The 26,037-nt window shown below is 63.4% G+C and carries 22 protein-coding genes and 1 pseudogene; 12 read left to right on the top strand and 11 right to left on the bottom strand.

Annotation, left to right across the window (positions count from 1 at the left end; all coding sequences use genetic code 11):
• Window positions 1–2 precede the first annotated feature (2 nt).
• From xdhA to AC0V7N_RS02490, 5 genes are all read left to right on the top strand, one after another.
• Window positions 3–1,484, top strand: a complete 1,482-nt coding sequence (gene xdhA, locus AC0V7N_RS02510) for a xanthine dehydrogenase small subunit (RefSeq protein WP_475454400.1) — start codon at window positions 3–5, stop codon at window positions 1,482–1,484.
• On the top strand, window positions 1,484–3,847 hold the full coding sequence (gene xdhB, locus AC0V7N_RS02505) for a xanthine dehydrogenase molybdopterin binding subunit (protein WP_475460177.1): 2,364 nt from the start codon (window positions 1,484–1,486) through the stop codon (window positions 3,845–3,847). The genes xdhA and xdhB overlap by 1 nt, the downstream gene beginning before the upstream one ends.
• Before the next feature lie 61 nt (window positions 3,848–3,908).
• Entirely contained in the window at window positions 3,909–4,199 is a 291-nt protein-coding gene (locus AC0V7N_RS02500) for an XdhC family protein (protein ID WP_496627689.1), read from the top strand.
• On the top strand, window positions 4,165–4,998 hold the full coding sequence (gene xdhC / locus AC0V7N_RS02495; RefSeq protein ID WP_496627688.1) for a xanthine dehydrogenase accessory protein XdhC: 834 nt from the start codon (window positions 4,165–4,167) through the stop codon (window positions 4,996–4,998). The genes AC0V7N_RS02500 and xdhC overlap by 35 nt, the downstream gene beginning before the upstream one ends.
• Before the next feature lie 90 nt (window positions 4,999–5,088).
• Window positions 5,089–5,925: a PhzF family phenazine biosynthesis protein gene (locus AC0V7N_RS02490; RefSeq protein ID WP_475454396.1), complete on the top strand. Its 837-nt coding sequence runs from the start codon at window positions 5,089–5,091 to the stop codon at window positions 5,923–5,925.
• 17 nt (window positions 5,926–5,942) lie between these two features.
• On the opposite strand, the gene AC0V7N_RS02485 is transcribed toward AC0V7N_RS02490, so the two are convergent.
• From AC0V7N_RS02485 to AC0V7N_RS02475, 3 genes are read right to left on the bottom strand one after another with little or no spacing between them, the layout of a single operon-like run.
• Entirely contained in the window at window positions 5,943–7,190 is a 1,248-nt protein-coding gene (locus AC0V7N_RS02485; protein ID WP_475454394.1) for an LLM class flavin-dependent oxidoreductase, read from the bottom strand.
• Complete coding sequence (locus AC0V7N_RS02480; protein WP_475454392.1) at window positions 7,187–8,152, bottom strand: LLM class flavin-dependent oxidoreductase; 966 nt, start codon at window positions 8,150–8,152, stop codon at window positions 7,187–7,189. The genes AC0V7N_RS02485 and AC0V7N_RS02480 overlap by 4 nt, the downstream gene beginning before the upstream one ends.
• Before the next feature lie 59 nt (window positions 8,153–8,211).
• Window positions 8,212–9,132 (bottom strand): LysR family transcriptional regulator, encoded by a 921-nt coding sequence (locus AC0V7N_RS02475; protein ID WP_475454390.1) that lies wholly within the window; start codon window positions 9,130–9,132, stop codon window positions 8,212–8,214.
• A 162-nt stretch (window positions 9,133–9,294) separates the two neighbouring features.
• Here AC0V7N_RS02475 and AC0V7N_RS02470 point away from each other — a divergent pair, with 162 nt between their 5' ends.
• The 4 genes and pseudogenes from AC0V7N_RS02470 to AC0V7N_RS02455 all read left to right on the top strand — a co-directional run bounded on the left by AC0V7N_RS02470 (window position 9,295) and on the right by AC0V7N_RS02455 (window position 13,770).
• A complete protein-coding gene (locus AC0V7N_RS02470) occupies window positions 9,295–10,512 on the top strand; it encodes a urate hydroxylase PuuD (protein ID WP_475454388.1) in 1,218 nt (405 codons plus the stop codon).
• Window position 10,513: 1 nt separating this feature from the next.
• A pseudogene (gene guaD / locus AC0V7N_RS02465) lies at window positions 10,514–11,829 on the top strand (guanine deaminase).
• A 175-nt stretch (window positions 11,830–12,004) separates the two neighbouring features.
• On the top strand, window positions 12,005–12,508 hold the full coding sequence (locus AC0V7N_RS02460; RefSeq protein ID WP_496627687.1) for a heme-degrading domain-containing protein: 504 nt from the start codon (window positions 12,005–12,007) through the stop codon (window positions 12,506–12,508).
• Entirely contained in the window at window positions 12,505–13,770 is a 1,266-nt protein-coding gene (locus AC0V7N_RS02455) for a glycerate kinase type-2 family protein (protein ID WP_475454384.1), read from the top strand. Before AC0V7N_RS02460 ends, AC0V7N_RS02455 begins: the two co-directional genes overlap by 4 nt.
• A gap of 279 nt (window positions 13,771–14,049) precedes the next feature.
• Here AC0V7N_RS02455 and AC0V7N_RS02450 read toward each other — a convergent pair whose 3' ends face one another.
• The 4 genes from AC0V7N_RS02450 to AC0V7N_RS02435 form a co-directional block, all read right to left on the bottom strand.
• Window positions 14,050–15,516, bottom strand: a complete 1,467-nt coding sequence (locus AC0V7N_RS02450; RefSeq protein WP_475454382.1) for a UdgX family uracil-DNA binding protein — start codon at window positions 15,514–15,516, stop codon at window positions 14,050–14,052.
• Window positions 15,517–15,518: 2 nt separating this feature from the next.
• Entirely contained in the window at window positions 15,519–16,754 is a 1,236-nt protein-coding gene (locus AC0V7N_RS02445) for a putative DNA modification/repair radical SAM protein (protein WP_496627686.1), read from the bottom strand.
• A gap of 86 nt (window positions 16,755–16,840) precedes the next feature.
• Window positions 16,841–18,241: a glutamine synthetase family protein gene (locus tag AC0V7N_RS02440; protein ID WP_475454378.1), complete on the bottom strand. Its 1,401-nt coding sequence runs from the start codon at window positions 18,239–18,241 to the stop codon at window positions 16,841–16,843.
• An 11-nt stretch (window positions 18,242–18,252) separates the two neighbouring features.
• Window positions 18,253–19,632, bottom strand: coding sequence for an aspartate aminotransferase family protein (locus AC0V7N_RS02435; RefSeq protein ID WP_475454376.1), 1,380 nt, complete (start codon window positions 19,630–19,632; stop codon window positions 18,253–18,255).
• 158 nt (window positions 19,633–19,790) lie between these two features.
• Between AC0V7N_RS02435 and AC0V7N_RS02430 the strand changes: the two genes are divergently transcribed.
• Window positions 19,791–20,243, top strand: a complete 453-nt coding sequence (locus AC0V7N_RS02430) for a hypothetical protein (protein WP_475454374.1) — start codon at window positions 19,791–19,793, stop codon at window positions 20,241–20,243.
• A gap of 15 nt (window positions 20,244–20,258) precedes the next feature.
• Here the strand turns inward: AC0V7N_RS02430 and AC0V7N_RS02425 are convergent, their stop codons facing one another.
• A complete protein-coding gene (locus AC0V7N_RS02425; protein ID WP_475454372.1) occupies window positions 20,259–21,233 on the bottom strand; it encodes a WD40 repeat domain-containing protein in 975 nt (324 codons plus the stop codon).
• A 250-nt stretch (window positions 21,234–21,483) separates the two neighbouring features.
• Window positions 21,484–22,545 (bottom strand): CobW family GTP-binding protein, encoded by a 1,062-nt coding sequence (locus AC0V7N_RS02420; RefSeq protein ID WP_475454370.1) that lies wholly within the window; start codon window positions 22,543–22,545, stop codon window positions 21,484–21,486.
• Window positions 22,546–22,969: 424 nt separating this feature from the next.
• Between AC0V7N_RS02420 and AC0V7N_RS02415 the strand changes: the two genes are divergently transcribed.
• Window positions 22,970–23,440, top strand: a complete 471-nt coding sequence (locus AC0V7N_RS02415) for a MarR family winged helix-turn-helix transcriptional regulator (protein ID WP_027040586.1) — start codon at window positions 22,970–22,972, stop codon at window positions 23,438–23,440.
• A gap of 18 nt (window positions 23,441–23,458) precedes the next feature.
• Here AC0V7N_RS02415 and AC0V7N_RS02410 read toward each other — a convergent pair whose 3' ends face one another.
• A complete protein-coding gene (locus tag AC0V7N_RS02410; RefSeq protein ID WP_475454368.1) occupies window positions 23,459–24,334 on the bottom strand; it encodes an AraC family transcriptional regulator in 876 nt (291 codons plus the stop codon).
• Window positions 24,335–24,386: 52 nt separating this feature from the next.
• On the opposite strand from AC0V7N_RS02410, the gene AC0V7N_RS02405 reads away from it, so the two are divergent.
• Window positions 24,387–24,794, top strand: a complete 408-nt coding sequence (locus AC0V7N_RS02405; RefSeq protein WP_475460175.1) for a DUF2000 family protein — start codon at window positions 24,387–24,389, stop codon at window positions 24,792–24,794.
• A 6-nt stretch (window positions 24,795–24,800) separates the two neighbouring features.
• Here AC0V7N_RS02405 and AC0V7N_RS02400 read toward each other — a convergent pair whose 3' ends face one another.
• Entirely contained in the window at window positions 24,801–25,985 is a 1,185-nt protein-coding gene (locus tag AC0V7N_RS02400) for a multidrug effflux MFS transporter (protein ID WP_475454366.1), read from the bottom strand.
• Window positions 25,986–26,037: the final 52 nt, after the last annotated feature.

Raw genomic sequence — 26,037 nt, 5'->3', positions numbered from 1 at the left:
GCATGGCCAAGATTTCTATCCGCAACGAGATCCGCTTCATCCTGAATGGCAGGGATGTCGTGCTGTCCTCGCTGGCGCCTGATGCCACCTTGCTCGACTGGCTGCGGCTCGACTGTTCGCTGCGCGGCACCAAGGAAGGCTGCGCCGAGGGCGATTGCGGCGCCTGCACCGTGCTGGTCGGCAAGCTTTCGGCTGGTGGCTTGGTCTATGAAAGCGTCAATGCCTGCATCCGCTTCCTCGGCTCGCTCGACGGTACCCATGTCGTGACGGTCGAGCATCTGCGCGGCGAGCCTGGCCAGTTGCACCCGGTGCAGCAGGCGATGGTCGATTTCCACGGCTCGCAATGCGGCTTCTGCACGCCGGGCTTCGTCATGTCGCTCTATGGCCTGTGGATGAAGTCGCCGGACCCGTCGAATGCGGCCATCGAAAAGGCTTTGCAAGGCAATCTCTGCCGCTGCACCGGCTACGAGGCGATCATGCGCGCCGCACATGCCATCTCCAGCTATGGCAAGGTGGCGAAGGATCCGCTGGCGGTGGAGCGCAAGGCGATCACGGCAAGGCTCGAGGCCATGCATGATGGCGCGCGGGTCGAGATCGGTTCGGCCAAGGCGCGGCTCATCGTGCCGGGCAATGTCGACGATTTCGCCGCCGTGCTCGACAAGGAACCCGGCGCCACCATAGTTGCCGGTTCGACCGATGTCGGCCTGTGGGTGACCAAGCATATGCGCGACATCTCGCCGGTGGTCTTCATCGGCAATCTCGACGGGCTGTGCACCATCTCGGAAGACAAGGGCGTCATCTCGATCGGCGCCGGCGTGACCTACACCGAAGCCTTCTCGACGCTCGCCAAACGCATCCCGGCGCTGGGGCCATTGTTCGACCGCATCGGCGGCGAACAGGTGCGCAACATGGGCACCATCGGCGGCAACATCGCCAACGGCTCGCCGATCGGCGACACGCCACCGCCCTTGATCGCGCTCGGCGCGCGTCTGACGCTGCGAAAGGGCAAGAAGCGGCGCACGATCCCGCTGGAAACCTTCTTCATTGCCTATGGCAAGCAGGACCGGCAGCCGGGCGAGTTCGTTGAGGCAGTCCACGTACCTATCCCGGCCAAGGGCACGAAGTTTGCCGTCTACAAGATCACCAAGCGCCGCGACGAGGACATTACCGCCGCCCTCGGCGCCTTTTTCCTAGCGCTGGCCAAGGACGGCACGGTCGCCGATGTGCGCATCGCCTATGGCGGCATGGCGGCGACGCCGAAGCGGGCGTCTTCTGTCGAAAAGGCACTGCTCGGCAAACCCTGGACCGAAGAGACGGTCGAGACGGCGATGGCCGAATACGCCAGGGATTTCACGCCGCTCACCGACATGCGGGCGTCAGCCGAATACCGAGCTCTGGCGGCGAAAAACCTGTTGTTGCGTTTCTTCGCCGAGGCCAGCGGCACCAAGGCACCCTTCCAGGTGTCACGCAACGAGGCGGCATGATGAACAAGCACGCCACATCAAATCTCAAGGCCGAGAAGATCGCCGGCGGCGTCGCCACCGATCAGCGCCATGACTCGGCCCACAAGCATGTCAGCGGCGCCGCCGTCTATATTGACGACATGCCGGAACCGGCCGGTACGCTGCATGTTGGGCTCGGCCTGTCAAAAGTCGCGCACGGCACGCTGAAGAGCGTCGATCTCTCGGCGGTGCGGGCAGCGCCCGGCGTCGTCGATGTGCTGACCTATGCCGACGTGCCCGGCGAGAACGACGTCTCGCCCAGCAATATGCATGACGACCCGGTGCTGGCGGAAGGCACGGTGCAGTTCTTTGGCCAACCGATCTTCGCGGTCATCGCTGAAACACGGGATGCAGCGCGCCGAGCAGCGCGCCTGGCCAGGATCGAATACGACGAACTTCCCGCCATCCTCGGCATCTGGCCGCTGGACCCGGTCAAGGACAGGCTGGTCACTACCCCGTTGACCTTGCGGCGCGGCGATGCGGCTGCCGCGATTGCTGCGGCGCCCCGTCGGGTGAAAGGGCGGATGAAGCTTGGCGGACAGGACCACTTCTACCTCGAGGGCCAGGTATCGTTGGCCGTGTCGGGCGAGGACGACGAGGTCACGGTCTATTGCTCAACCCAGGGGCCGAGCGAGACCCAGCACCTTGTCTCCCATGTGCTCGGCGTGCCCAGTCACGCGGTGACGGTCGAGGTTCGGCGCATGGGCGGCGGCTTCGGCGGCAAGGAAACACAGGCCAACCAATGCGCGGCAATCGCCGCGATCGCGGCCAAGAAGCACAAACGGGCGGTGAAGGTCAGGCTCGACCGTGACGAGGATATGACCGCCACGGGCAAGCGGCACGACTTCGCCATCGACTATGAGGTCGGCTTCGACAATGAGGGCAATATCCTCGGCGTCGACTTCATGTTCGCACTCAATGCCGGCTTCTCGGCCGACCTGTCGGGTCCGGTCGGCGACCGTGCGCTGTTCCATTGCGACAACGCCTATTTCTATCCGAACGTCCACGCCAAATCGGCGCCGCTTTACACCAACACCGTTTCCAACACGGCCTTCCGGGGCTTCGGCGGTCCACAAGGCATGATCGGCGCCGAGCGCGTCATCGACGAGGTCGCCTTCGCCGTCGGCAAGGACCCGCTCGAAATCCGCAAGCTGAATTTTTATGACCCGATGGAGGCGATCGCCAGCCGCAACGTCACGCCCTATCACCAGAAGGTCGAGGACAACATCATCCAGCGCATCGTCGCCGAGCTCGAGGAAAGCGCCAATTATGCGCGGCGCCGGCGCGAAATATCGGCCTTCAACGCCAACAGCCGTTTCATCAAGCGCGGCCTGGCACTGACGCCGGTCAAGTTCGGCATCTCCTTCACCAAGACCGAGTCCAACCAGGCCGGTGCGCTGGTGCATGTCTATGCCGACGGCTCAGTGCACATGAACCATGGCGGCACCGAAATGGGGCAGGGCCTGCACCTCAAGGTGGCGCAGGTCGTGGCGGAGGAATTCCAGATCGATCTCGAGCGAGTGAAGATCACCGCCACCACCACCGCCAAGGTGCCGAACACGGCACCAACGGCGGCATCTTCCGGCGCCGACCTCAACGGCATGGCGGCACAGAACGCCGCCCGCCAGATCCGCCAGCGGCTGACCGACTTCGCCGCCGAGAAATATCAGGTGCCGGTCGATCAGGTGGTGTTCCTGCCTAACCGGGTGCGCATCGGCAACCAGGAAGTCAGCTTCAACGACCTGGTCAAGCAGGCCTACATCGCGCGCGTCCAGCTTTCGGCCGCCGGCTTCTACAAGACGCCGAAGATCCATTGGGACCGCAGCAAAGGTCAGGGCCACGCCTTCTACTACTACGCCTATGGCGCGGCCTGCTCGGAGGTGTCTGTCGACACGCTGACCGGCGAATATGTCGTCGAGCGCGCCGATATCCTGCACGATTGCGGCCGTTCGCTGAACCGGGCGATCGACATCGGCCAGGTCGAAGGCGGCTTCATCCAGGGCATGGGCTGGCTGACGACGGAGGAACTGTGGTGGGACGACAAGGGCCGGCTGCGCACCCATGCGCCGTCGACCTACAAGATCCCGCTGGCGTCCGACCGGCCGAAGATTTTCAACGTGGCGCTGACCGACTGGTCGCAGGCCTACGAGCCGACCATCCACCGCTCCAAGGCGGTCGGTGAGCCGCCGCTGCCGCACGGCATGTCGGTTCTGCATGCGCTGTCGGATGCGGTGGCCAGCGTCGCCGATCACAAGATCTGCCCGCGCCTAGATGCGCCGGCAACACCGGAACGGGTGCTGATGGCGATCGAACGGCTCAAAAGCGAGATGAAGGCAGGAGCCTGAATCCGGCAAAACGTGCAAATTCAGGGCGAAAAGCCTATATTTCCCATTCGGGAACGCAAAGATGAACTCGAAAGTGCAAAGCCTAAAAGCCTTTCTCGCCAGCGCCGGCCGGCTTGCGCTGGTCGAAGTGGCTGGTACCAAAGGCTCGACACCGCGCGAGAAGGGCGCCTTCATGCTCGTCTCGCAAGCGGCGATTTTTGGCACGATCGGCGGCGGCCAGCTCGAATACATGGCGATTGACAAGGCCAGGCAAATGCTCCTCTCCCCCTCGAGGGGGAGAGGAGCGGTCGGCCGAAGGCCGAGAAAAAGCCAACGATTTGGCTTTTTCAGCGACGAGCGCCCGGAGCCATAGCGAAGGGCAATCCGCAAGGCGGCCAGAGGGGGTCCTCTCAGAAGGCACCGCAAGGACGTCGAGCACTGCCGCAACGACCCCACCCGACGGCTTCGCCGCCACCCTCCCCTCGAGGGGGAGGGGAACCCGCATCGCGGTCGATGAAGTCTGCGCCACGCTCGATGTGCCGCTCGGACCGGAGATCGGCCAATGCTGCGGCGGGCGCGTCGAAGTCTTGATCCGGCTTGTCGATGCCGCGCTCGCGTCTGAACTGGTCACGACGGCGGAAGCCGAGGAAGCCCATTTGCCGCATGTCTATATCTTCGGCGGTGGCCATGTCGGGCAGGCGCTGGCGTCGACGATTGCGCTCCTTCCCGTGCACGGCGTCGTCATCGAAACGCGGGCCGAGGCGCTGGAAGGCATGCCGGAAACCGTCGAGACGCGGCTGACGCCAATGCCGGAAGCCGAGATTCGCAAAGCTCCCGCCGGCACGGCTTTCGCCATCCTCACCCACGACCATGCGCTGGATTTCCTGATTGTCACCGAAGCGCTGAAACGCGACGATACGGCCTATGTCGGCATGATCGGCTCGAAGACCAAGAAAGCGACCTTCAAGAACTGGTTCCTGAAATCGGCTGAAGGTACAGAAGTAGAGTTTGCCCGCCTCGTCTCGCCGATCGGCGGCGATGCCGTCAAGGACAAGCGCCCGCCCGTCATCGCCGCACTTGCCGCCGCTGAGATCATGACGGCGCTGGTCGTTCACAACGCGGCGTCAAATGCAGAGCATCAGGTTCTGCGTGACAAGGTGATGGCCGGTTAGCCAACACTGCCCGACGGCCTGTCCGTTTTTCAATCGCAGGAAAGATGCATTTGCGGTATCCACCCGGCGTGCTGCACGAGGTGAGGATACATGAACGTTTTGAAAATCGCGGCTTTTTCGGATGGCAACATCGGCGGCAACCCTGCCGGGGTGCTGATCGGCGATGTCTTGCCTGATGCCGTCGAAATGCAGCGTCTGGCGGCGGAGGTCGGCTTCTCTGAAACCGCCTTTGCCGCACCGGATGGCGACAACTGGCGGGTGCGCTATTTCTCGCCGGAATCCGAAGTTCCCTTCTGCGGGCACGCCACCATCGCCCTGGGAGCCGCCCTCGTCCGGCAGTTCGGCGATGGAATTTTCCCGCTGAAACTCAACCAGGCCAGCATCACCGTCGAAGGGTTCCGCGATGGGGCGACCATTGCCGCCGCCTTGCAGTCGCCGCCGACACGCAGCAGGCCGTCGCCGCCGGCGCTGATCGCCGAGGCGCTGGCGCTGTTCGGCTATGCCGCCACCGATCTCGATCCGGCCATTCCGCCGGCGCTGATCCACGGCGGCGCGGACCATCTCGTACTGGCCCTCAAATCGCGCGAGGCGCTGGCCGCCATGCGCTATGAGCTGAAAGCCGGGCAAGTGCTGATGCGGCGCGAGGGGCTGATGACGATCCTGCTCGCTTATGCCGAAACGCCGCGGCTGTTCCACACGCGCAATCCCTTTGCCTCCGGCGGCGTCTACGAGGATCCGGCGACAGGGGCGTCGACGGCTGCCTTTGCCGGCTATTTGCGTGACATTGGCTGGCCGCATGGCGGCGCGATCGATGTGGTGCAAGGCGAGGATATGGGCATGCGTTCGCGCCTGCACGCCGATATTGCGCCCGAGATCGGCAGCTCGATCAGGGTTTCGGGCACCGCGCGGATGATGGACGAAGCATAGGGCCGCCGGCTTTTGTCTCAGGCCGGCCGTTTCAAGCCGAGGTGGTCGCGCAGCGTTCGGCCTTCGTATTCCCGGCGGAACAGGCCCCGCCGCTGCAGCTCCGGCACGACCAGCGTCGCAAAGGCATCGAGCTCGCCGGGGAAATAGGACGGCATGACATTGAAGCCGTCGGCAGCACCGCCTTCGAACCGCGCCTGCAACTCGTCGGCGACCTGCACCGCCGTGCCGACGATGCGCCAATGGCCGCGCGCCCCGGCGAAGTGGCGGGCAAGTTGGCGGATGGACAGGCCGTCGCGGCGCGATTGCTCGACGACCAGCGCCTGCCGGCTTTTCATGCCCTCGCTCTCCGGCAGTTCGGGCAGTGGCCCGTCGATCGGATAGCGTCCGAGATCGGAGATGCTGAGATAGCTGGACAGCAGCGCCACGCCGACATCGTCGGGGATCAGCGCCTGCAACTCCTCATGTTTCTCGCGGGCTTCGGCCTCGGTTTCCGCCACCACAGGTGAGACGCCGGGCATGATCTTGATGTCGTCGGGTTCGCGCCCATAGGCGGCCATGCGCCCCTTGAGATCGTCATAAAAGGCCTTCGCTTCCTCGAAGGTTTGCGCCGCCGTGAACACCACATCCGCGGTGCGGGCGGCAAGGTCGCGGCCGACATCCGAGGCACCGGCCTGGACCATGACCGGCGCGCCCTGCGGTGAACGCGGCAGATCGAGCGGATCGTGCACCGAAAAGCTCTGGCCATCATGGCCGGGAGCCTTGCCGTGCCAAAGGCCGGTGACCACCTCGGCGAATTCACGCGCCCGCTCATAGCGGTCGGCATGGGGCTTGAGCCCGGTCGCGCCGAAATTGGCGGCTTCGATGGGGCTGGCCGAGGTGACCAGGTTCCAGCCGGACCGGCCGCCACTCAGATGGTCGAGCGACAGGAAGGTTCGCGCCAGGCCATAGGGCTCGTTGTAGCTCGTTGACGCCGTCGAAACGAGACCGATGCGGCTGGTCTGGACCGCCAACGCCGAAAGCAGGCTGATCGGCTCGAAGCCGATCGAACGCGACGTCTGACTGGCGATGCCGACATTGGCCTCGCGCAGACCGGCGGCGTCCTCGCAGAAGATCATATCGAACTTCGCCGCTTCCGCCGTGCGCGCCAGCTGGATGTAATGGTCGATGTCGATGCCGGCGGTTACATGCGCCTTGGTGTGGCGCCAGGCGGCGATGTGATGGCCGGTCGCCCAAAGGAAGGCGCCGAGCTTCATCTGCGCGCTCATTTTGCGCCTCCGGTGCCAAGCCCAAGATGTGCGCGCAGCGTTGTGCCTTGCTGACCCTGGCCGGCGATGCCATGGCGCCGGAGCTCTGGCAAAACGCGGTCGGTAAAACTCTGAAGTCCCGGGACATCAGCTGGCAAAACAAAATTGAAGCCGTCACAGCCACTCGATTCCAACAAGGTTTGGAGGCTGTCGACGTCCGGTTCGGATGTCAGGCCCATCGTTGCCAGTACCTTCACTGTCTCCGGTTTGCGGCCGATCGCGGCGGCTCGGCGCTTCAGGTCGCCAACGGCAACTTTAAAGGTCTCAGGCGGCTGTCCCTCGATAAGGACAACGTCGGCGACGCCGCTTGCGAAATCGATATCAGCCTCCGGCGGGCCGGACATGATTAGCACCGGCCTGTCCTGCGGCGACCGTGCGACATTGAGCGGCCCGCGTACCGAGAAGAATTCGCCGATGTGGTTCAGCGGGTGCATCTTGTCCGGATCGTGGAAGCGGCCAGCTGCCTTGTCGAACAGCAGCGCGTCGGGTTCCCAGCCGACCCACAACGCCCGTACGATGTTGATGAACTCCTTGGCACGGCGGCGGAAATCATCGTCGGAAAAACCTTCGGGTCGGCTGAAATTCGTCGCTTCGCGAGGGTTCTGCCTCAGCGTCGCATTCCAGCCGATGCGGCCATGGCTGACGATGTCGAGCGAAGCAAACCGGCGCGCGAGGTTGTAGGGCTGATGCGCGAGAGTAGAGGCGCTGGCGACGAGACCGATCCTGTCGGTCACTGTCGCGAGAGCGGCCAGCAGCGTTGTCGCTTCAAACGGGCTGCTCGATGGCTTATCGGCGGAGTCGGAAATGATGACCATGTCCACGCCCGCCGCTTCCGCCTTACGCACGAAGCTGCTGACCTGGCCGAAGTCCAGCACGGTCTCTCCGGCGGCGGCAGCGATGTCGAGCGAAATGGCGAGATGCATCGCACCAACCTAAGTTCGCCGCTGCGCAAGGCAAGCCCGTTGAATGGACCAGCGGGCCATCACTTGCCGGCCAGCAGATCCTTGATCAGCCGCTGGCAGCGCTCGGCCATGAAGTCGAGCAGCAGCCGCACCTTGGGATCCTGCAGCTTCTTGTGCGGATAGACGGCGGCGAACTGCACCGGCGTCGGCGGCGTGCTGGCCAGGATCACCTTGAGCCGCTGGTCGCGGATGAACGGCTCGACCTCGAAGCGCGGCTTGTTGATGATGCCGCGCCCGGACAGCGCCCAGCCGGTCAGGACGTCGCCATCGTCGGTGTCATAGGGCCCATGCACTTCGAATTTCTGCGGGCCTGCGGGCGTTTGCAGCGTCCAGACATATTCGCGCGCACCGGAATAGCGCAGCATCAGGCAGTCGTGCTTCTTGTCGATCAGCTCCTGCGGCTCGGTCGGTTCGCCGCGCGCTTCCAGATATTTCGGCGCCGCCACCAGCACGCGCTCACATTCCATGATGCCGCGCATCCTGAGGCTGGAATCCTCGATGATGCCGAGCCGGAAGGCGACGTCGATGCCTTCCTTCATGATGTCGACATTGTGGTCCGAGAGCCTCAGCCGCACCTCGATATCAGGATACTTGTCGTGGAAATCGGGAATGCCCGAGGCCACCAGCCGGCGCCCGAGTCCCAGAGGCGCGGTCACACGAATGGTTCCGCGCGGCTGGCCGGATAATGCGGACACCGCGGCTTCCGCCTCGGTGATCGCCTCCAGCACCTGCTTGGCACCCGAGTAGAAAACCGTGCCATGCTCGGTCGGCATCAGTTGCCGCGTCGTACGGTTGAACAGCCTGACGCCCAGATGTTTTTCCAGTTCCTTGATGCGGTTGGAGGCGACCGCCGGCGAAATGCGCATGTCGCGGCCCGCCGCCGACAGATTGCCAAGCTCGACGACACGGACGAAGACGGCAATGTTGTCGAGATAGGCCATGCGGTTCCGTGGCTTTCCTGAGGCCGCCTTCGGGCGGCTCCCATCCTGCTGCGTGTGACTACCCTAGTATTTTCCATTTTTTTTTGAAAGTCATCGTACACCTCGCCTCTTTCCGTTTGCGTGCGACACCGTAAAGTCGCGTCATCGGCAGGGACGACTTCAATGATGGATTTCGCGATTTTCTGGGACTGGCTGAGTTTTGCCGTGCGCTGGCTGCACGTCGTCACCGGCATCGCCTGGATCGGCTCGTCGTTCTATTTCGTTGCGCTCGATCTTGGCCTGCGCCAGCGTCCCGGTATGCCCGTCGGCGCCTTCGGCGAGGAATGGCAGGTGCATGGCGGCGGCTTCTACCACATCCAGAAATATCTGGTGGCGCCGGCCGAAATGCCGGAGCACCTGACCTGGTTCAAATGGGAATCCTACGCCACGTGGCTGTCCGGCTTCGCCATGCTGTGCGTGGTCTACTATGCCGGCGCCGATCTGTTTCTGATCGATCCCAACGTACTGCCGATGTCGGTGCCGGTCGGCATCCTTTTGTCGATGGCGACGATCGGTGTCGGCTGGGTGGTCTATGATCTGCTCTGCCGCTCGCCGCTTGGCAAAAGCGACACCGGCCTGATGCTGGTACTCTATGGCGTGCTGGTGTTCATCGCCTGGGGGCTGACGCACCTGTTCACCGGCCGCGCCGCCTTCCTGCATCTCGGCGCCATCACCGCCACGATCATGTCGGCCAATGTCTTCATGGTCATCATCCCCAACCAGAAGATAGTCGTCGCCGACCTGATCGCCGGCCGCAAACCCGATCCGAAATACGGCAAGATCGCCAAGCAGCGCTCGCTCCACAACAATTATCTGACGCTGCCCGTGCTGTTCCTGATGCTGTCGAACCACTATCCCTTGGCGTTCGGCACGCAGTTCAATTGGGTCATTGCCTCGCTGGTGTTCATCATCGGCGTCTTGATCCGGCACTATTTCAACACCGTGCACAAGCGTGCCGGCAACCCGCACTGGACCTGGCTCGGCGCCCTTGTCCTGTTCATCATCATCATCTGGCTGTCGACCGTGCCCAAGGTGCTGACCGGTGAGCCCAAGGCGTCCGCCTCGGCGGACATCTACATCGCCTCCGCCCATTTCCCGGCCGTGCGCGACACCGTGCTCGGCCGCTGCTCCATGTGCCACGCGGCAGAACCGGTCTATGAGGGCATCTATCACGCACCCAAGGGGGTGATGTTGGACAGCGACGCGGACATCGCCAACCACGCCCGCGAGATCTATCTGCAGGCCGGCCGCAGCCATGCCATGCCGCCCGCCAACGTCAGCCAAATCACCGACAAGGAGCGGGCACTGCTGGTGGCCTGGTTCGAAGGCGCAGGGAAATAGCATGACCTCGACACTTCTGCGCGGCCGCACACTGTCCTTCGTGCGCTGGCCGCAAACCATCGACGACCATTCGGCCTGGCGTTACGAGGAGGATGGCGGCCTGCTGATCAGCGATGGCAGGATCGTTGCATCGGGCGCTTATAGCGATATCGAGAAACAGGCCGGTGGGGGGACAAAAAAGATCGATCACCGGCCACACCTGCTGCTGCCGGGCTTCATCGATACCCACGTCCATTTCCCGCAGATGCAGATCATTGCATCCTACGGCGCCGAACTGCTCGACTGGCTGAACACCTACACCTTTCCTGAAGAGACGAAGTTCGCCAACGCGCAGCATGGCCGTCGCATCGCGCGGCTCTTCCTCGACGAGATGGTGCGGCACGGCACCACGACGGTCACCGCCTACTGCTCGGTGCACAAGGCGTCGGCCGAAGCCTTTTCGCCGAGTCGCATGACCGCAACATGCTCAACATCGCCGGCAAGGTGATGATGGACCGCAATGCCCCCGAAGGTGTGCTCGACACGCCGCAATCCGGCTATGACGATACCAAGGCGCTGATCGCGGAGTGGCACGGCAAGGGCCGCCAGCTTTATGCCATCACGCCGCGCTTCGCCATTACCTCGTCGCCGGAGCAGATGGAGATGGCCGGCGCGCTGTGCCGCGAGCATCCCGACCTGCACATGCAGACGCATCTCTCGGAAAACCACGCCGAGATCGCCTTCACGCAACAGCTTTACCCGTGGTCGCGCGACTACACCGACGTCTATGAGCATTACGGGCTGCTGGGAAAAAAGAGCCTGTTCGGCCATTGCATCCATTTGTCCGAGCGCGAGGCGGACGCGCTTTCGGACAGCGGCTCGGTGGCGGTGTTCTGCCCGACCTCGAACCTGTTCCTCGGCTCGGGTCTTTTCGACTACCAGCGCTTTCGCCGCCGCGACAAGCCGCTCAGGATCGCCGCCGCCACCGATGTCGGCGGTGGCACCAACTATTCCATGCTGCGCACCATGGATGAGGGCTACAAGGTGATCGCGCTGAACGGCGAGAAACTGAACCCGTTCCAGTCCTTCTGGCAGATCACGCGTGGCAATGCCGAGGCACTGTCGGTTGCCGACAAGATCGGCACGCTGGAGCAAGGCACCGACGCCGATATCGTCGTGCTCGATGCCAGGGCAACGCCGGCGATGCGGCTCAGGATGGAAACGGCGCAGACGCTGGCGCAGGAATTGTTTCTCTTGCAGACGCTGGGCGATGACCGCGCCGTGCGCGAGGTCTACGTCGCGGGGCGGGCCGCCAAGAGCGATATGATCGCCGGGTAGACCCCCTCACCCGGATTGCCAACCGAATTGCGAAGAGCAATTCGGGGCAATCCGACCTCTCCCCGAGGGGAGAGGAGGGGGCTGAAGCGCCTGGATGAGGGGGCGGTCTCGACGGGAGCTTGACCCGGCAGTCCTTGTCGTACAAACGACGTGTGACGATTTTCGGAGAAAGAAAATGGCCGTTGCGGACGACATCGCTCTGATCCGGAAACAGGAGGAGACGCTGGTCTTTCCGACCTTCGACGAGGCCGTTGCCTTCAAGATCGGCTCAGCCATCCGCGATCGCGCATTGGCCGAAAACCTGCCTGTTATCGTCGATATCAGGCTGTGGGACCGGCCGCTGTTCTATGCCGCGATGCCGGGTTCGAACGCCTCCAATCCCGACTGGGCGCGGCGCAAGATCAATGTCGTCAGGCGCTATCTCAGAAGTACCTATCGTCTGGTGCTGGAACAACAGCGCCCCGACCGCACTTTCAAGATCGGCGAAGGCCTCGACATCTCGGACTACGTGCTCGCTGGCGGTGGCTTTCCGGTGACTGTCAAAGGCGCCGGCGTTATTGGCGTGATCGCCGTTTCCGGCCTGCCGGAACGTGAGGATCATGGCGTCGTGGTCGATGCGCTCTGCAATTATCTGAGCATCGACAAGCGTCGGCTGGCGCTGTCGTCGGAAGCTGAATGACCGTGCTCGACCCGAAGGCTTTCCTCATCTCCATCTTCAACGCCGCCGTGGCCGCCGCCGATCCGCAGCGGACCATCAGCGACCATCTGCCGGCCAAACCCAAAGGCCGCACCATCGTCATCGGCGCGGGCAAAGGCTCGGCGCAGATGGCTGCGGCCTTCGAGAAGGTCTGGGACGGTCCGATCGAAGGGCTGGTTGTCACCCGCTACGGCTATGGCGCCAAATGCGAGCGCATCGAGATCATCGAGGCGGCGCATCCAGTGCCGGATGCCGCCGGCTTGGAAGCCTCGCGGCGACTGCTGGCAAAAGTTCGGGGTCTGACGGCGGACGATCTGGTCGTGGCGCTGATATCGGGCGGCGGCTCGGCGCTGCTGCCGTCGCCGGCCGGCGGCCTGACGCTGGCCGACGAGATCGCCGTCAACGAGGCGCTGCTCGCCTCCGGCGCGCCGATCGCGGCGATGAACACCATTCGCAAGCATGTCTCGACCATCAAGGGTGGCCGGCTGGCCGCCGCCGCCTGGCCGGCCAAGGTCGTGTCGTTGGTGGTCTCCGACATTCCCGGCGACAATCCGGCCCTTGTCGCCTCCGGGCCAACGGTCCCCGATACCGGCAGCCGTGAAGACGCGCTGGCCTCGATATCAGCCTACGGAATGAAACTGCCAGCCTCGGTGATGGCGCATATCAATTCGCCGGCCGCCGATGCCCCAGATCCCGACGATCAGCGCTTTTCGCGCAACGAGGTGCATCTGATCGCCTCGGCCGGTGTGTCGCTGGAAGCAGCAGCGGCGGAAGCGAAGAGGCAGGGGATAGAGGCCGTCATCCTCTCCGATGCCATTGAAGGAGAAGCGCGCGAGGTCGGCGGCGTCCATGCCGCAATCGCGCGCGAAGTCGCCACGCGTGACCGGCCGTTTCAAAAGCCGGTGCTGGTCCTCTCCGGCGGCGAAACCACCGTGACCTTGCGCGCAAAAGGCAAGGGCGGCCGCAACTCCGAATTCCTGCTCGCCTTCGCCATCGGCATCAACGGTGCCGAAAATATCCATGCGCTGGCAGCCGATACCGACGGCATCGACGGTTCGGAAAACAATGCCGGCGCCTTCGCCGATGGCTCGACCGTGTCGCGCATGAGGGCGGCCGGCGTCGACGCCAAGGCCCTGCTGGCGGGCAACAATGCCTGGACGGCGTTTGACGCAGTCGGCGACCTGTTTGTGCCAGGACCTACGGGCACGAATGTGAATGATTTGAGGGCGATCCTCATTCGTTAGAGCGCGTGCAACGCTCTTAACGCAAACGTTCGCTCTGCCCTTCATCCGCCTGCCGGCACCTTCTCCCGTATAGTGACGGGGAGAAGGGAGCTAGCCGCGTCTTCGCGCCCTTCTTGCAACGTTGGTGGTTGGCGAAAGCGCTGATGACAGCGTCTTCTCCCCGTCACTATACGGGGAGTTGAGGAGCGATCCGCGCAGCGGACGAAAAGCCAATTGCTTGGCTTTTCGAGTGACGAACGTCCGGCAGGACAATGAGGGGCAGCGCCGACCGACGTCCGATCAAGCAGCCATCAGTCGCCTTATCTGCTTCATATCCTGCAAAAAGCGCTCGCGCTCGGCTTCCTTCTCCGCAGGCTCCTGAATGCGCAGGATAAATGACGGGTGGATGGTGATGAAAACCCTCAGTCCATCCTCGCGCTCGATCACCTGGCCGCGCATTTTCGTCACCGGGATCGCCTTGCCCAGCAGCGACAGTGCCGCCGTTGCGCCGAGCGCCACCGCAAGGTCCGGCTTGATCAACGCGAACTCCCGGTCGATCCACCAGCGGCAGGCCTGGACCTCGCCGGCATTCGGCTTGGAATGGATGCGGCGTTTGCCGCGCGGCTCGAACTTGAAGTGCTTGACCGCATTGGTGACGTAGACCTTCTGCCGGTCCACGCCGGCGTCATCGAGGATAGCGTCGAACACCTTGCCTGCCGGGCCGACAAAAGGTTTGCCGGTGAGATCCTCCTGATCGCCCGGCTGTTCGCCGACGAAGATCACCTTGGCATTGTCAGGTCCCTCGCCGAACACGGTCTGCGTCGCATCACGCCACAGCGGGCAGCGGCGGCAGCCTTTCGCCGCCTCGCGCAATTCGGAAATCGTGCCGGCGTCGGCATCTTGCGGCGACTTGGCCGGCTGCTTCGGCCAATGTCTGGCCTGAACCTTGGCGTGGTGGGGCGCCGGCGTCGTCGGCATCCTCGCAATCATATCCTTGGCGGCCTTGTCAGCTCCTGCGATCAACTCTGGAATTAGCGAGGCCTCGGGAAGGTTCCGCCAATATTTCTTCGGCATCTCCTTTTGCATGGTTTTCACCTTCAGCCGTGCCGGGTTGAAAATGTTTTCGAAATAGGTGCGCCACAGCGCCTCGGTGTCGTCCTGATCAGGGGCATCGGCCTTGGCGGCGCCCGGCCCGATCGCCAGCTTTTCGCCGTCCCAGTCGGCGGAGGTGTGCGGCGTCAGGATCGTCCAGCGCATGCCGGTGAAGCGCCTGATGAAGAAATCCGCGTTGCGCTCGACGATGAAATGATCCGGTTCGAACCAGGCAACATAACGCTCATCGGTGCCGTCACTGATCTTCCGGAAGCGCACGAAGGCATGCATCTTGTGGCTGTCGCGCCGCACCGCCTTTTCCATCGCCTCGAGCCGTCTGGTGTCGGGATCCGACGCAATCGCCAGCAGCTTGGGCTCGCTGCGCAGCCGCCACAGCAACCGATAGAGAAAGGCGAACCGGCTGGGGTCGGAATGGCAGAAGGCGGTTCCAGCGTGCTCGATAAAGTCGCGCGGCACCACGAGTTGCGCCCCCGCAGGCACGGCCGGCAAATCGTCAGGCGATTGGTCGGAGCCGGCCGCGACGTGCCAGCTGATGTCTTCGGGCCTGACCTCGTTCAGCGCCAGTCGCCGTGCCGCGTCGCGCCAGCCCGAAAAGTCGGTCTCGCTCTCGAGCCGCACACTGTACCGGGCAAGATTAAGCTCAGCCGGTTGCATGGTCAAAACAGCGACAGCTGTTCGCAGGAGGGCACGATCTTGTCGCGCAAGCCCTGCTTGTCGGTGAGTGTTCCGGGCGACCAGCCTTCGGCGATGATGAACGGCCTGAGCTTGGCGATCGACTGGCAAATCCGCCCGACATCTTCAAGCCGCAGCCGCCGGTGGTGGCGTGTCTCCAGGATTTTCGCCACCACCTTGGTGCCGAGACCAGGCACGCGCAGCAGGGATTCGCGGTCGGCGCGGTTGATGTCGACGGGAAACTGTCCCCTGTTGCGCAGCGCCCAGGCGAGCTTGGGATCGATGGCAAGGTCGAGCATGCCATCGCTGCTGCCGGCCAGGATTTCCGGCTGTGAGAAGCCGTAAAACCGCATCAACCAGTCCGCCTGATAAAGCCGGTGTTCGCGCATCAGCGGCGGCTTCTGCAGCGGCAGGGACGATGACGAATCCGGGATCGGGCTGAAAGCCGAATAATAGACGCGTCGCAGATGGTAGCTGCCATAAAGCCGGGCGCTGGTGTGCAAGATGCCGTCGTCGGATGTCTTGTCCGCGCCGACGATCATCTGCGTCGACTGGCCACCGGGCGCAAAGCGTTCGCGCTTCTTGGTCCTCAGCGTCGGCTCGGCTTTTTCCTCCATCTTCTGGCGCAGCCTGGCCATGGAAAGGCGGATTGTTTCGGGCTTCTTTTCCGGCGCCAATTTCTTGACGCCCTCGTCGGTCGGCAGCTCGACATTGATCGACAGCCGGTCGGCGTAGAGACCGGCCTGCTCGACCAATTCCGCCGAACTTTCCGGGATGGTTTTCAGATGGATATAGCCGGAGAATTTCTCCTCCAGCCGCAGCCGTCGCGCCACCTCGACCATCTCGCCCATGGTCTCGTCGGGCGAACGGATGACGCCCGAGGACAGGAACAGGCCCTCGATGTAGTTGCGCCGGTAGAAATCCATCGTCAGCTTCACCACCTCGTCGATGCTGAAGCGGGCACGGCGCACATTCGAGGAGGAGCGGTTGATGCAATAGCTGCAGTCGTAGATGCAGAAATTGGTGAGCAGGATTTTCAAAAGCGAGATGCAGCGGCCGTCCGGTGCATAGGAATGGCAGATGCCCATGCCTTCGGTAGAACCGATGCCGCCGGATTTCAGCGAATCTTTTTGCGTCGAACCAGATGAGGCGCAGGAGGCGTCATATTTGGCGGCGTCGGACAGGATCGCCAGCTTTTCACGGATGGTGAGAGCGCTCATCCGTTCATGATATGTTCTAGAGAGGCGGGAGGCTACCTCATTTGAGGCAGGCGGCTAAAAAGTGATCGCCGCCCAGCATCAAGGCGTCACACCTCGTGCAGGTAGAGATGATAATCCAGTTCGCTGACCGTGCGTGCCACGCGCAGATATTCGGACTGTTTGATCGCCACGAAGGTCCGGTGCAGGTCCTCGCCAAGCGCGCCTTTCAGGAAGCTCGATGCCTTGGCCGCTTCGATCGCCGCGCGCCAATCGGCCGGCATCGTCGTACGCGTGACGGCAGCCTCATAGCCGTTGCCGGTCGTTTCGGGGCCAGGATCGAGCCCCTCGTCGAGGCCTTTGATGATGCCGGCGAGCACCGTCGCGGCGATCAGATAGGGATTGGCATCGACGCCCGACGGCCGGTGTTCGATGCGCCGGTTCTTGGCGTCGCCGGCTGGCACGCGCAGCGCCACCGAACGGTTGTTGACGCCCCAGGTCGGCGCCACCGGCGCGTAGGATTGTGAGACGAAGCGCCGCCAGGAATTGGCATGCGGCGCAAACACCAGCATCGATTCCGCCATCGTCTGGATCAGGCCGCCGAGACCTTGCAGCAAGGGCAGCGACCAGCTCTCGCCGCCGGCCTCGGCAAAGGCGTTGCGGCCGGCCCTGTCCTGCAGCGAGACGTGGAAATGCATGCCCGAGCCGGCATATTTCTCGATCGGCTTGGCCATGAAACAGGCGGTCACGCCATGGCGGCGCGCCTGTGCCCGCACCAGCCGCTTCAGCATGACGAGGTCGTCGGCCGCCCGCATCACATCCTTGCGGTAGTTCAGCGTCAATTCGTATTGGCCGGGCGCATATTCGGAAATCACCGTCTCGGCCGGAATGCCTTGCGCCTTGGCTGCGGCGTAGATGTCGGAAAACAGCGGCTCCATGCCATGCAGATGGTCGACGGAATAGACTTCGGTCTTGCCCGAGACACGGCCGTCAAGCACTGCGCGCGCCGGCTGCACCTTGCCCTCGGCATCGCGCTCATTGGCCAGCAGGAAAAATTCCAATTCGAAGGCGCCGGCCGGGTAAAGCCCCTTGGCCGCCAATATATCGACCTGCCGGGCCAGCGCCAGCCGCGGATCCGACGACATCGGCTGGCCATCGAGGTGATACATCGCCATCAGCACCTGGCCGCGCGGCGGGTTGGTGCCGTAGAGCGGCACCAGCGTGCCGGGGATCGGCCATGCCCTGAGGTCGCCGTCGCCGGTCGTCCAGATCAGCCCGGTCTCGTGCACATCCTCGCCGGTGATATCGAGGCCGAGGATCGAGATCGGCATATGCCGGCCGCCCTCGAAAATGCTTTTCAGCTCATGCCGGCGCACGATCTTGCCGCGGCCGACGCCATTGGCGTCGGTCAGCACGATATCGAAGGCCTCGATCTCGGGATGGGCGTCGAGAAAGGCTTGCGCTTCGGTGGGCGAGGACCCCGAAGGTGAGGTCACAATGGCATTGTCCATGGCCGCTTGTCTCATGCCGTAAGCTTTGCCGCAACCGCGGCGAAGGCGCTGATCAGCCGGTTGACCTGGGCACCTGACGTCGCCGGCGAGATCAGCATCATGTTGTGGAAGGGCGCAATCAGCACGCCGCGATTGACCAGCGCGACATGGATGGCGGCTTCCAATTCGGGTGCATGCGCGCCTTCTGCCTCCGCGCCATTGCGCAACGGGCCGGGCGCGCAGATGAATTCGACGCGGGCGCCGACACGGGCGACGTGCCAGGGCAGACGATAGCGGTCGATCACGCCGGTCAGCCCGGCATCGAGACGCCGCGCCAGATGGTCCATGCGGCCATAATTCTCAGGCGTCATCACTTCTTCGAGCGTGGCGCGCATGGTCGCGAATTGCAGCGGATTGGCCGACAGCGTCGTGCCCATGCCGGAATAGCCAGGCTCCTTGGTCCTGTTGTAGTCGGCATAGCGCGAAGCGACCTCATCACTCATGCCCCAGACACTTGCCGGCACGCCGCCAGCGATCGGCTTGCCCAGCACGAACAAGTCCGGCTCGAGCCCATATTTCCTGGTGTAGCCGCCGGGACCGGTCGAGATCGTGTGCGTCTCGTCGATCAGGAGCAGCGTGCCGGCTTCGCGCGTCAACTTTCGCAGCGCGTCATGGAAGCCCGGGTCGGCCAGCACCATGCAGGAATTGGTCAGCACCGGCTCGGCGATGACGCAGGCCACATCCCTGTCCTTGAGCGCGGCTTCCAGCGCGGCAACGTCGTTGAACTCGATCACCTTGGCCGTGCGGGTCAGGTCGCGGAATTCGCCCGCCAGTCCCGGCCGGTTGACGGGCTTGCCGTCGATCAGCCGCACCATCGTCTCGTCGACAGAGCCGTGATAGCAGCCGTTGAAGACGAGGATTTTTTCCCGCCCTGTAACGGCACGGGCGACGCGCAACGCAAAGCGGTTGGCGTCGGTCGCCGTCGTCGCGATCTGCCAGAACGGCAGGCCGAAACGTTGTTGCAGCAACGGCCCGATGGCAAGCGCGTCTTCGGAAGGCAGCATATAGGTCAGGCCGCGTCCGGCCTGGCGGCGAATGGCGCGCGCCACCGGCGGCGGCGAATGGCCGAACATCGAGCCGGTGTCGCCAAGGCAGAAATCGTCGAGCTTGTTGCCGTCGATGTCGGTGATCGCAGCGCCTCTGGCGCTGTCGACCAGGATTGGAAACGGCGTCGGCCAGTCGTTCATCCAGTGCATCGGCACGCCGCCGAAGAAGCCCGGCAGGCCGTTGCCGACCTTGGCCTGTGATAGCGGCCGTGCTGCGCGGAAAGCCGCACCCTCGGTCTCGCGCAATTCTACGATGCGGTCACGGCTGATGCCGCCGATGGTCTTTGAACTGTCGCTGCTGTGCATGAAAACCCCTCTGGACTGGTCCCTCTTAGCCAATCCATGTCCGCAACCGCAATTGGCCGCGCATCTGCCCTGCATTGGCTCAGCCTTTGCGGGCGGCGCTTGACCGTGCTGCCGAAGTCGGCGCCAATATGAGCGGGAATTGAGGTGGGGGGACAAAAATGCGGACAATCATCTGTTCGGCAGTGCTTCTGGCGTCGGCCAGCACGGCCTTCGCCTCGGGCGGCATCTGGTGCAATGTCGACGATACGGCGGTGACATTCGACGTCGGCGCCGGCGTCACCAGAGGCATGGGCGGACCGACCTTCAACTTTCGCGGCGATCTCGAAATCAAGGCAAGGCCGGCTGGCGACGGATTGCGCAAGACGGTGTTCGAGGATTCCAACCTGACCCAGTACTGGCTGGACGACAAGGAGCTGCGGCTGAACATCTACCGCGAGTACGAGGCGGCAAACACCTTCAATTCAGTCGAACTGACGATCCTGACCAAGGCCAGCGACGAAGGCGTCTATGACGGGCAGTACAAGCTTGCCGTCTATGACAATGCCGCCGACACGGACAAGGACGGCAAGCCGGCGGAGTTGACCGGCAAGGTGTCGTGCGGCGCCGAGTGATCGGCGATCTTGAAGCTACGCCGTAATATCGATAACGCCGCAGTCGCCAGCGGCGCTGCCGAAGGCGACACGCCGTTCTTCCTTGTCCCACATCATCGAGGTGATGGCGCCCTTGCCCGGCCTGCGCAACAGCACTTCCTTGGCGTCGGAAAAACGCACCGCCATAACCATGCCGTCGTCGTAACCCACGGCGACGACATCCTGGCTCGGGTGGCAGGCGACCGCCGTCACCATGGCGTTGCCGCGCGTGCCGAGTTCCAGCGGCGCCTTGCCCATCGGGCCGTCCTTGCCGGAAAACGGCCAGACGATCGCCGCCGGCGCGCCGGAACTCGCCAGCCATTTGCCTTTGACGCTCCATGACAGGCTTTTGACCTTGCCGGGATAGCCGGTCATGCGCATGTGCTTGCCGTCCGCCAGCTTCCAGCCATGCAGCGCGTTTTCCTGCATGGTGGTGACGAGGAAGGCGCCGTCCGGCGAAAAGGTGATGCCGGTGTGGGCGCCGGCCCATTCGAGCTCCACCGGCTTGCCCTCGGCGGCCGGGAAATGCAGCGTCGCGCCATTGTAACGGGCAACGCCGAAGCGCATGCCCTTGGGCGAAAACGCCAGCCCCTCGACCGAACGCGGATGGACAAATTCCCTGGTCTTGCCATCGGCGAAGCGTACGAAGGCGGTCTTGCCCGTGGCATAGGCAATGGCGCCCTGTGGTCCCGCGGCGACACTGGTGATCCATTTCTTGCCGGCTGTCGCCAGATCGGCGACTTCGCCGCCCGCCTTAACGGCAAACACCTTGCCGTCCTCGCCGCCAGTGATCAGCCGGTCATTGGCTGCATCATGGAAGGCCGCGAGCAGTCCGTCATTGGCCTGCACCGTCTTGTGGCCATTGTCGAGCCGATGGATAGCACCGTCGGCCAGCGCAAAATGCGGCACGTCACCGAGGAAGACGGCGGCGACGCAATGGCCTTCAAGGTCTAGGGGGGCGACTGTGGGCATCAGAACCATTCCAGTGAAATTCGTCGCCATCCCCAGGAAGCAGCCAGCGCGGCCAGGTGTGGCGCCAACCTTCTCCCCTTGTGGGAGAAGGTGGATCGGCGTGCAGCGCCGAGACGGATGAGGGGTGCGTGACGGATCGCCGTCCTTGCCAAGCTGGAACACCCCTCATCCGACCTCGCTTCGCGAGGCCACCTTCTCCCACAAGGGGAGAAGGAAGAAGGGGCAGCGCTAGCGTTATAAGGCTTGGAAATCAAGCCGCCTGGCAGGCGTCGAAACTCTTCTTCAGCCGCTCGGCGTCGAGTTCGCGGCCGATGAACACCAGCCGGCTCTCATGCTTCTCGCCGTCCTTCCAGGCGCGCTGGTGGTCGCCCTCGATGATCATGTGCACGCCCTGGATGACATAGCGTTCATCGTCGCCCTTGAGCGCGATGATGCCCTTCAGCCGCAGGATGTTGGGGCCTTCCATCTGGGTGATCTTCTCGATCCACGGGAAGAATTTTTTCGAATCCATCTCGCCGCCGCGCAGCGACACCGACTGCACTGTCACGTCATGGATGTCGGAAGGATGCGCATGGTCGTGGTGATGATGATCATGCCCGTCATGTTCATGGTGGTCGTGGCCATCATGGTCGTGGTCATGATGATCGTGGTCGTCATGTGCCTCGAGGAAATGCGGGTCGTTTTCCAGCGCCCGCGACAGGTCGAAGGCGCCGCGGTCGAGCACTTCAGACAGGGCAACACCAGCGCGCGTCGTGCGGTGGATCCTGGCCGCCGGATTGATGGCGCGGATCGTCGCCTCGACCTTGGCCAGCTCTTCGGGGGTGACCAGATCGGTCTTGTTGAGCACGACGACGTCGGCGAAGGCGATCTGGTCTTCGGCTTCCTTGGAATCCTTGAGCCTGAGCGGCAGGTGCTTGGCGTCGACCAGCGCCACCACCGCATCGAGCCTGGTCTTGGAGCGCACGTCGTCATCCATGAAGAAGGTCTGCGCCACCGGCACCGGATCGGCGAGCCCGGTGGTTTCGACGACGATGGCGTCGAAGCGGCCGGGCCGGCGCATCAGGCCTTCGACGACGCGGATCAGGTCGCCGCGCACCGTGCAGCAGACGCAGCCATTGTTCATCTCGTAGATTTCCTCGTCGGATTCCACGATCAGGTCGTTGTCGATGCCGATTTCGCCGAATTCGTTGACGATGACGGCGTAACGCTTGCCGTGGTTCTCGGACAGGATGCGGTTGAGCAGCGTCGTCTTGCCGGCACCGAGATAGCCGGTGAGAACGGTTACGGGAATCTGCGTCTGTGCGTCGCTCATGGCTTGCCTCGAAAATGACCGGGCCTTGAAAATCCAGGCCGCGAAAAGGGATTGTCGGCTCCATATAGGATGTGTGCCGGGCTTTTGCACGGGGCAAACCAATGGTCCAAAGCGGCCGGTTTGGCTTGTCTTGTGGTTATCGTCGGCGGGAAGGGTCGCCTCTTCGGCGACGAGACGATAAAGAGAGTGTGTTGTCCGGGGCCGCCGATCGTCAGACCGTGCCTGCGACGAGGTCGCTGTGAATCCGGCGCTTCGGAAACTCGTTTGTCATCTAACTGAAATAAACATCTGGCATCACCACGGCGGACACCACAATGCTTGCCGGCAAAGCTGTTTGGAGCGCCGGAATCTTTTCGATCGTCGATTGCCAACCGGCCGGCTGCGTCTATGCTGCACGCACCGGTACGGCCGAAGAGGGATGACCATGGCCAAGGCGGACAAGACTGCAACAATGAGCCGGCTGCATTCGGCGGCAAGGCTGGCAAGAACCGCGCTGGCGGCCCGGCTTCTGGCGCACGGCTTCTATGCCGGCCAGGACCAGATCATGCTGGCGCTCGATCGCGAGGACGGCCAGACACCGGGCAATCTTGCCGGTCGCCTCGGCGTGCGCCCGCCGACCATCACCAAGACCATCAACCGGCTGCAGGCGCAGGGTTTTCTGGAAAAGCGCGCCTCCGAGTCCGATGCCCGCCAGGCGCATATCTTCCTCACCGAGACTGGCCGCGAAACCATCCGCGCCATCGAGAAGTCGGTGAAGAAGACCGAAAAGCAGGCGCTTAAGGGCCTCGACAAGAAGGATCAGAAGGCGCTGTTCAAGCTGCTCGCCCGCATCGAGGCCAACCTCTCCAATGAGGAACTGGTGTTGATGGACGACGACGCCGAGTCGGACGACTGATCGCAACGATCAGGGCGATCAGGCGGCCGCAGCCGCGGCAGATCCATGGATCAGCGACGACCAGCGTCCCGGCGTCATGCCGAACGCCTTCTTGAATTGCCTGTTGAAGTGGCTCTGGTCGGTGAAGCCGGCCTCGACAGCGATCTGCGCCAGCGGTTCGCCGGCGGTGATCATCCGCCGCGCGCGTTGAAGCCGGCGCATTACCAGGAAACGATGCGGGCTGGTCGAGAACGCAGCGCGGAAATGCCGCGACAAGGCATAGCGGTCAAGCCCGGTGATGGCTTCCAGCTCGCCGGAGCGCACGGGGCGCATTGCGTTCTCTGTCAGATAGTCACGCGCCAGCGCCGCCGCCCGCCATGCCGTCCTGGCCATCGGCTTCGCCGGCTGGCCGGCATGCCGCGCCAAGCTTTGCATCAGCAGCGCCAGGAAGTCGTCGACGAACAGTTCGTCGAGTTCCTGCTGCAGCGGCCCCAGCGCTGAAAGCAGCGTGGTGCAGAAAGCGTCGTCCCTCACCACGGCATCCCTGACGAAGGGCAACGAAGCGCCGCCAAGGCAGTCCAGCATCAGCGACGGCTCGAGATAGAGCATCCTGTAGCGCAACCCGTCCTCGGTGCCGGCGCCGCCATCATGCAATTCGTCGGGATGCAGCACGATGATCTGGCCGGGCAGGCTTAGCCGCGTCGCGCCGCGATAGCGAAAGGTCTGCACGCCCTGCAGCGTCACCCCGATGGCATAGGTATCGTGGCGATGCAGATCGAAGGCGCTGCCGTGGAAGCGCGCCTCGATCCGCTCCATGCCCGCAGGATCGGGAGCCGAGATGATGCAGTTTTCAGCCGCATCGGCGCACAAACGTCCAAGACCCTCGAAGGCCTGGCTGCCTAGATCGTGCGACATCGTCTCCTTCAGCCCCGACATCGGGGCACAACCTCGAATGGTCCATTTTCTCATGTTCGATACGAAATTTGCAATCGTTCTGCGGGAAGATCTGCCCGTCTGGCAGAAGCTCAACGTTACTGCCTTCCTGACCAGCGGCATCGTCGCGCAGTTTCCCGACATCATCGGCGAGCCCTACCGCGATCGCGCCGGCAATCTCTACAATCCGCTGTCGATCCAGCCGGTCATCGTACTCTCGGCCGACCAGGCGACGCTCGCCACCATCCACCGGCGCGCGCTGGAGCGCGGCGTGACGACCTCGCTCTATGTCGAGGAGATGTTTTCCACCGGCTTCGACGCCGCCAATCGCGCCGTCTTCGCCGAGTTCGCGCCAGATGACGCCAAGGTGGTCGGCATCGCCCTGCGTGCCGAGAAGAAGCTCGTCGACAAGATCACCAAGGGCGCCCGAATGCAGGCCTAGGGATACTCAGTCGGCAGGCTGCCGCCGATCAAGACGGGCGGCATACAGCGCCGCCAACAATGCGAGTGTCGCCGATATCAGCATCATGACGAACAGCGCCGGGATCGACTCTGCCAGGAACAGGCCGGCGATGGAGGCTATGAGTGCCCCGCCGCCGATCCGCATTGCGGCGGTCAGTCCTGCGGCGGTGCCAACCAGATCCGGTCGTACCGACAAGGCGCCGCTGTTGGCGGCAGGCATGGTCAATCCATTACCGATGCCGATGAACACGCAAGGTGCAAAGAAGACCAGGACGTGCCTGATGCCCAGGCTTGACAGGACCAGACCGGCCAACAGGCCGGCGCAGGTCAGGAGGCGCGCAAAAACAAGTACGGCGCCGAGCGAGGTCTTCGAGGCGTAACGCCCGGCCAGATAGCTGCCGAGAATGAAGCCGGTAGGGACCAGTCCCATGTAGAAGCCGAGCTTCGCGCTTGATCCACCGAGCGCGTCACCGACGACCAATGGGGCTCCGCCCAGGAATACGTAAAGCACCCCCATCGAGGCGGCCATGCACAGCGTGTAGGCCCAAAACCGCGTCGAACTCAGGAGCAGCCTGTAGGAGGCAAGGTAGTTCCTGTGCGCTCTCGACAATGGGGGTCTTCTGATCTCGCGCATCGATAGGGCATAGGCGGCGATACCGAGGATCGCGAAAACAACGAAGCTTGACCGCCATCCGAACAGTTCGTCCAGTGACCCGCCAAACAGAGGACCGACCATGGGCGCGAGTGCCCACCCCATGGCGAGATAGCCAAATTTGCTGGCAGTTTCGCGCTCATCCGATGTCTCCTTGATGATGACCAGAGCGACGGAATAGCAGGGGCCGATGCACGCCTGCATCGCGCGAAACAGCAGGAAAATGCCGATATTGGGAGCCAGAGCGCAGCCGATGGACGCGATGACGAAGATCGAGAGAGATATCAAGACGACCGGCCTGCGTCCAAATCGGTCCGACAGTGTGCCTCCAATCGCCTCGATGACGGCGGTGATGATCGCAAAGCCGGCAACCGACAGATTGACCAATGCGAAATCAGCCTGGAACGTTGCGGCAATGTTCGGCAGCGACGGCAAAATCATGTTCACCGGCAACACGGCAAGAGCCGAAAGCAGGATAAGGGTAATCAGTCGGGGTGGAGCAGCGGGTTCGGAGACCATCGCTCTGCCTGATATGCCTGTGCCCGGACTCCGGATGGGGGTATCGCTTGTC

The sequence above is a fragment of the Mesorhizobium kamtschaticum genome, assembly GCF_056174585.1.
The sequence above is the reverse complement of the archived record's forward strand: the minus strand, read 5'-3'. Positions and strand labels throughout refer to the sequence as shown.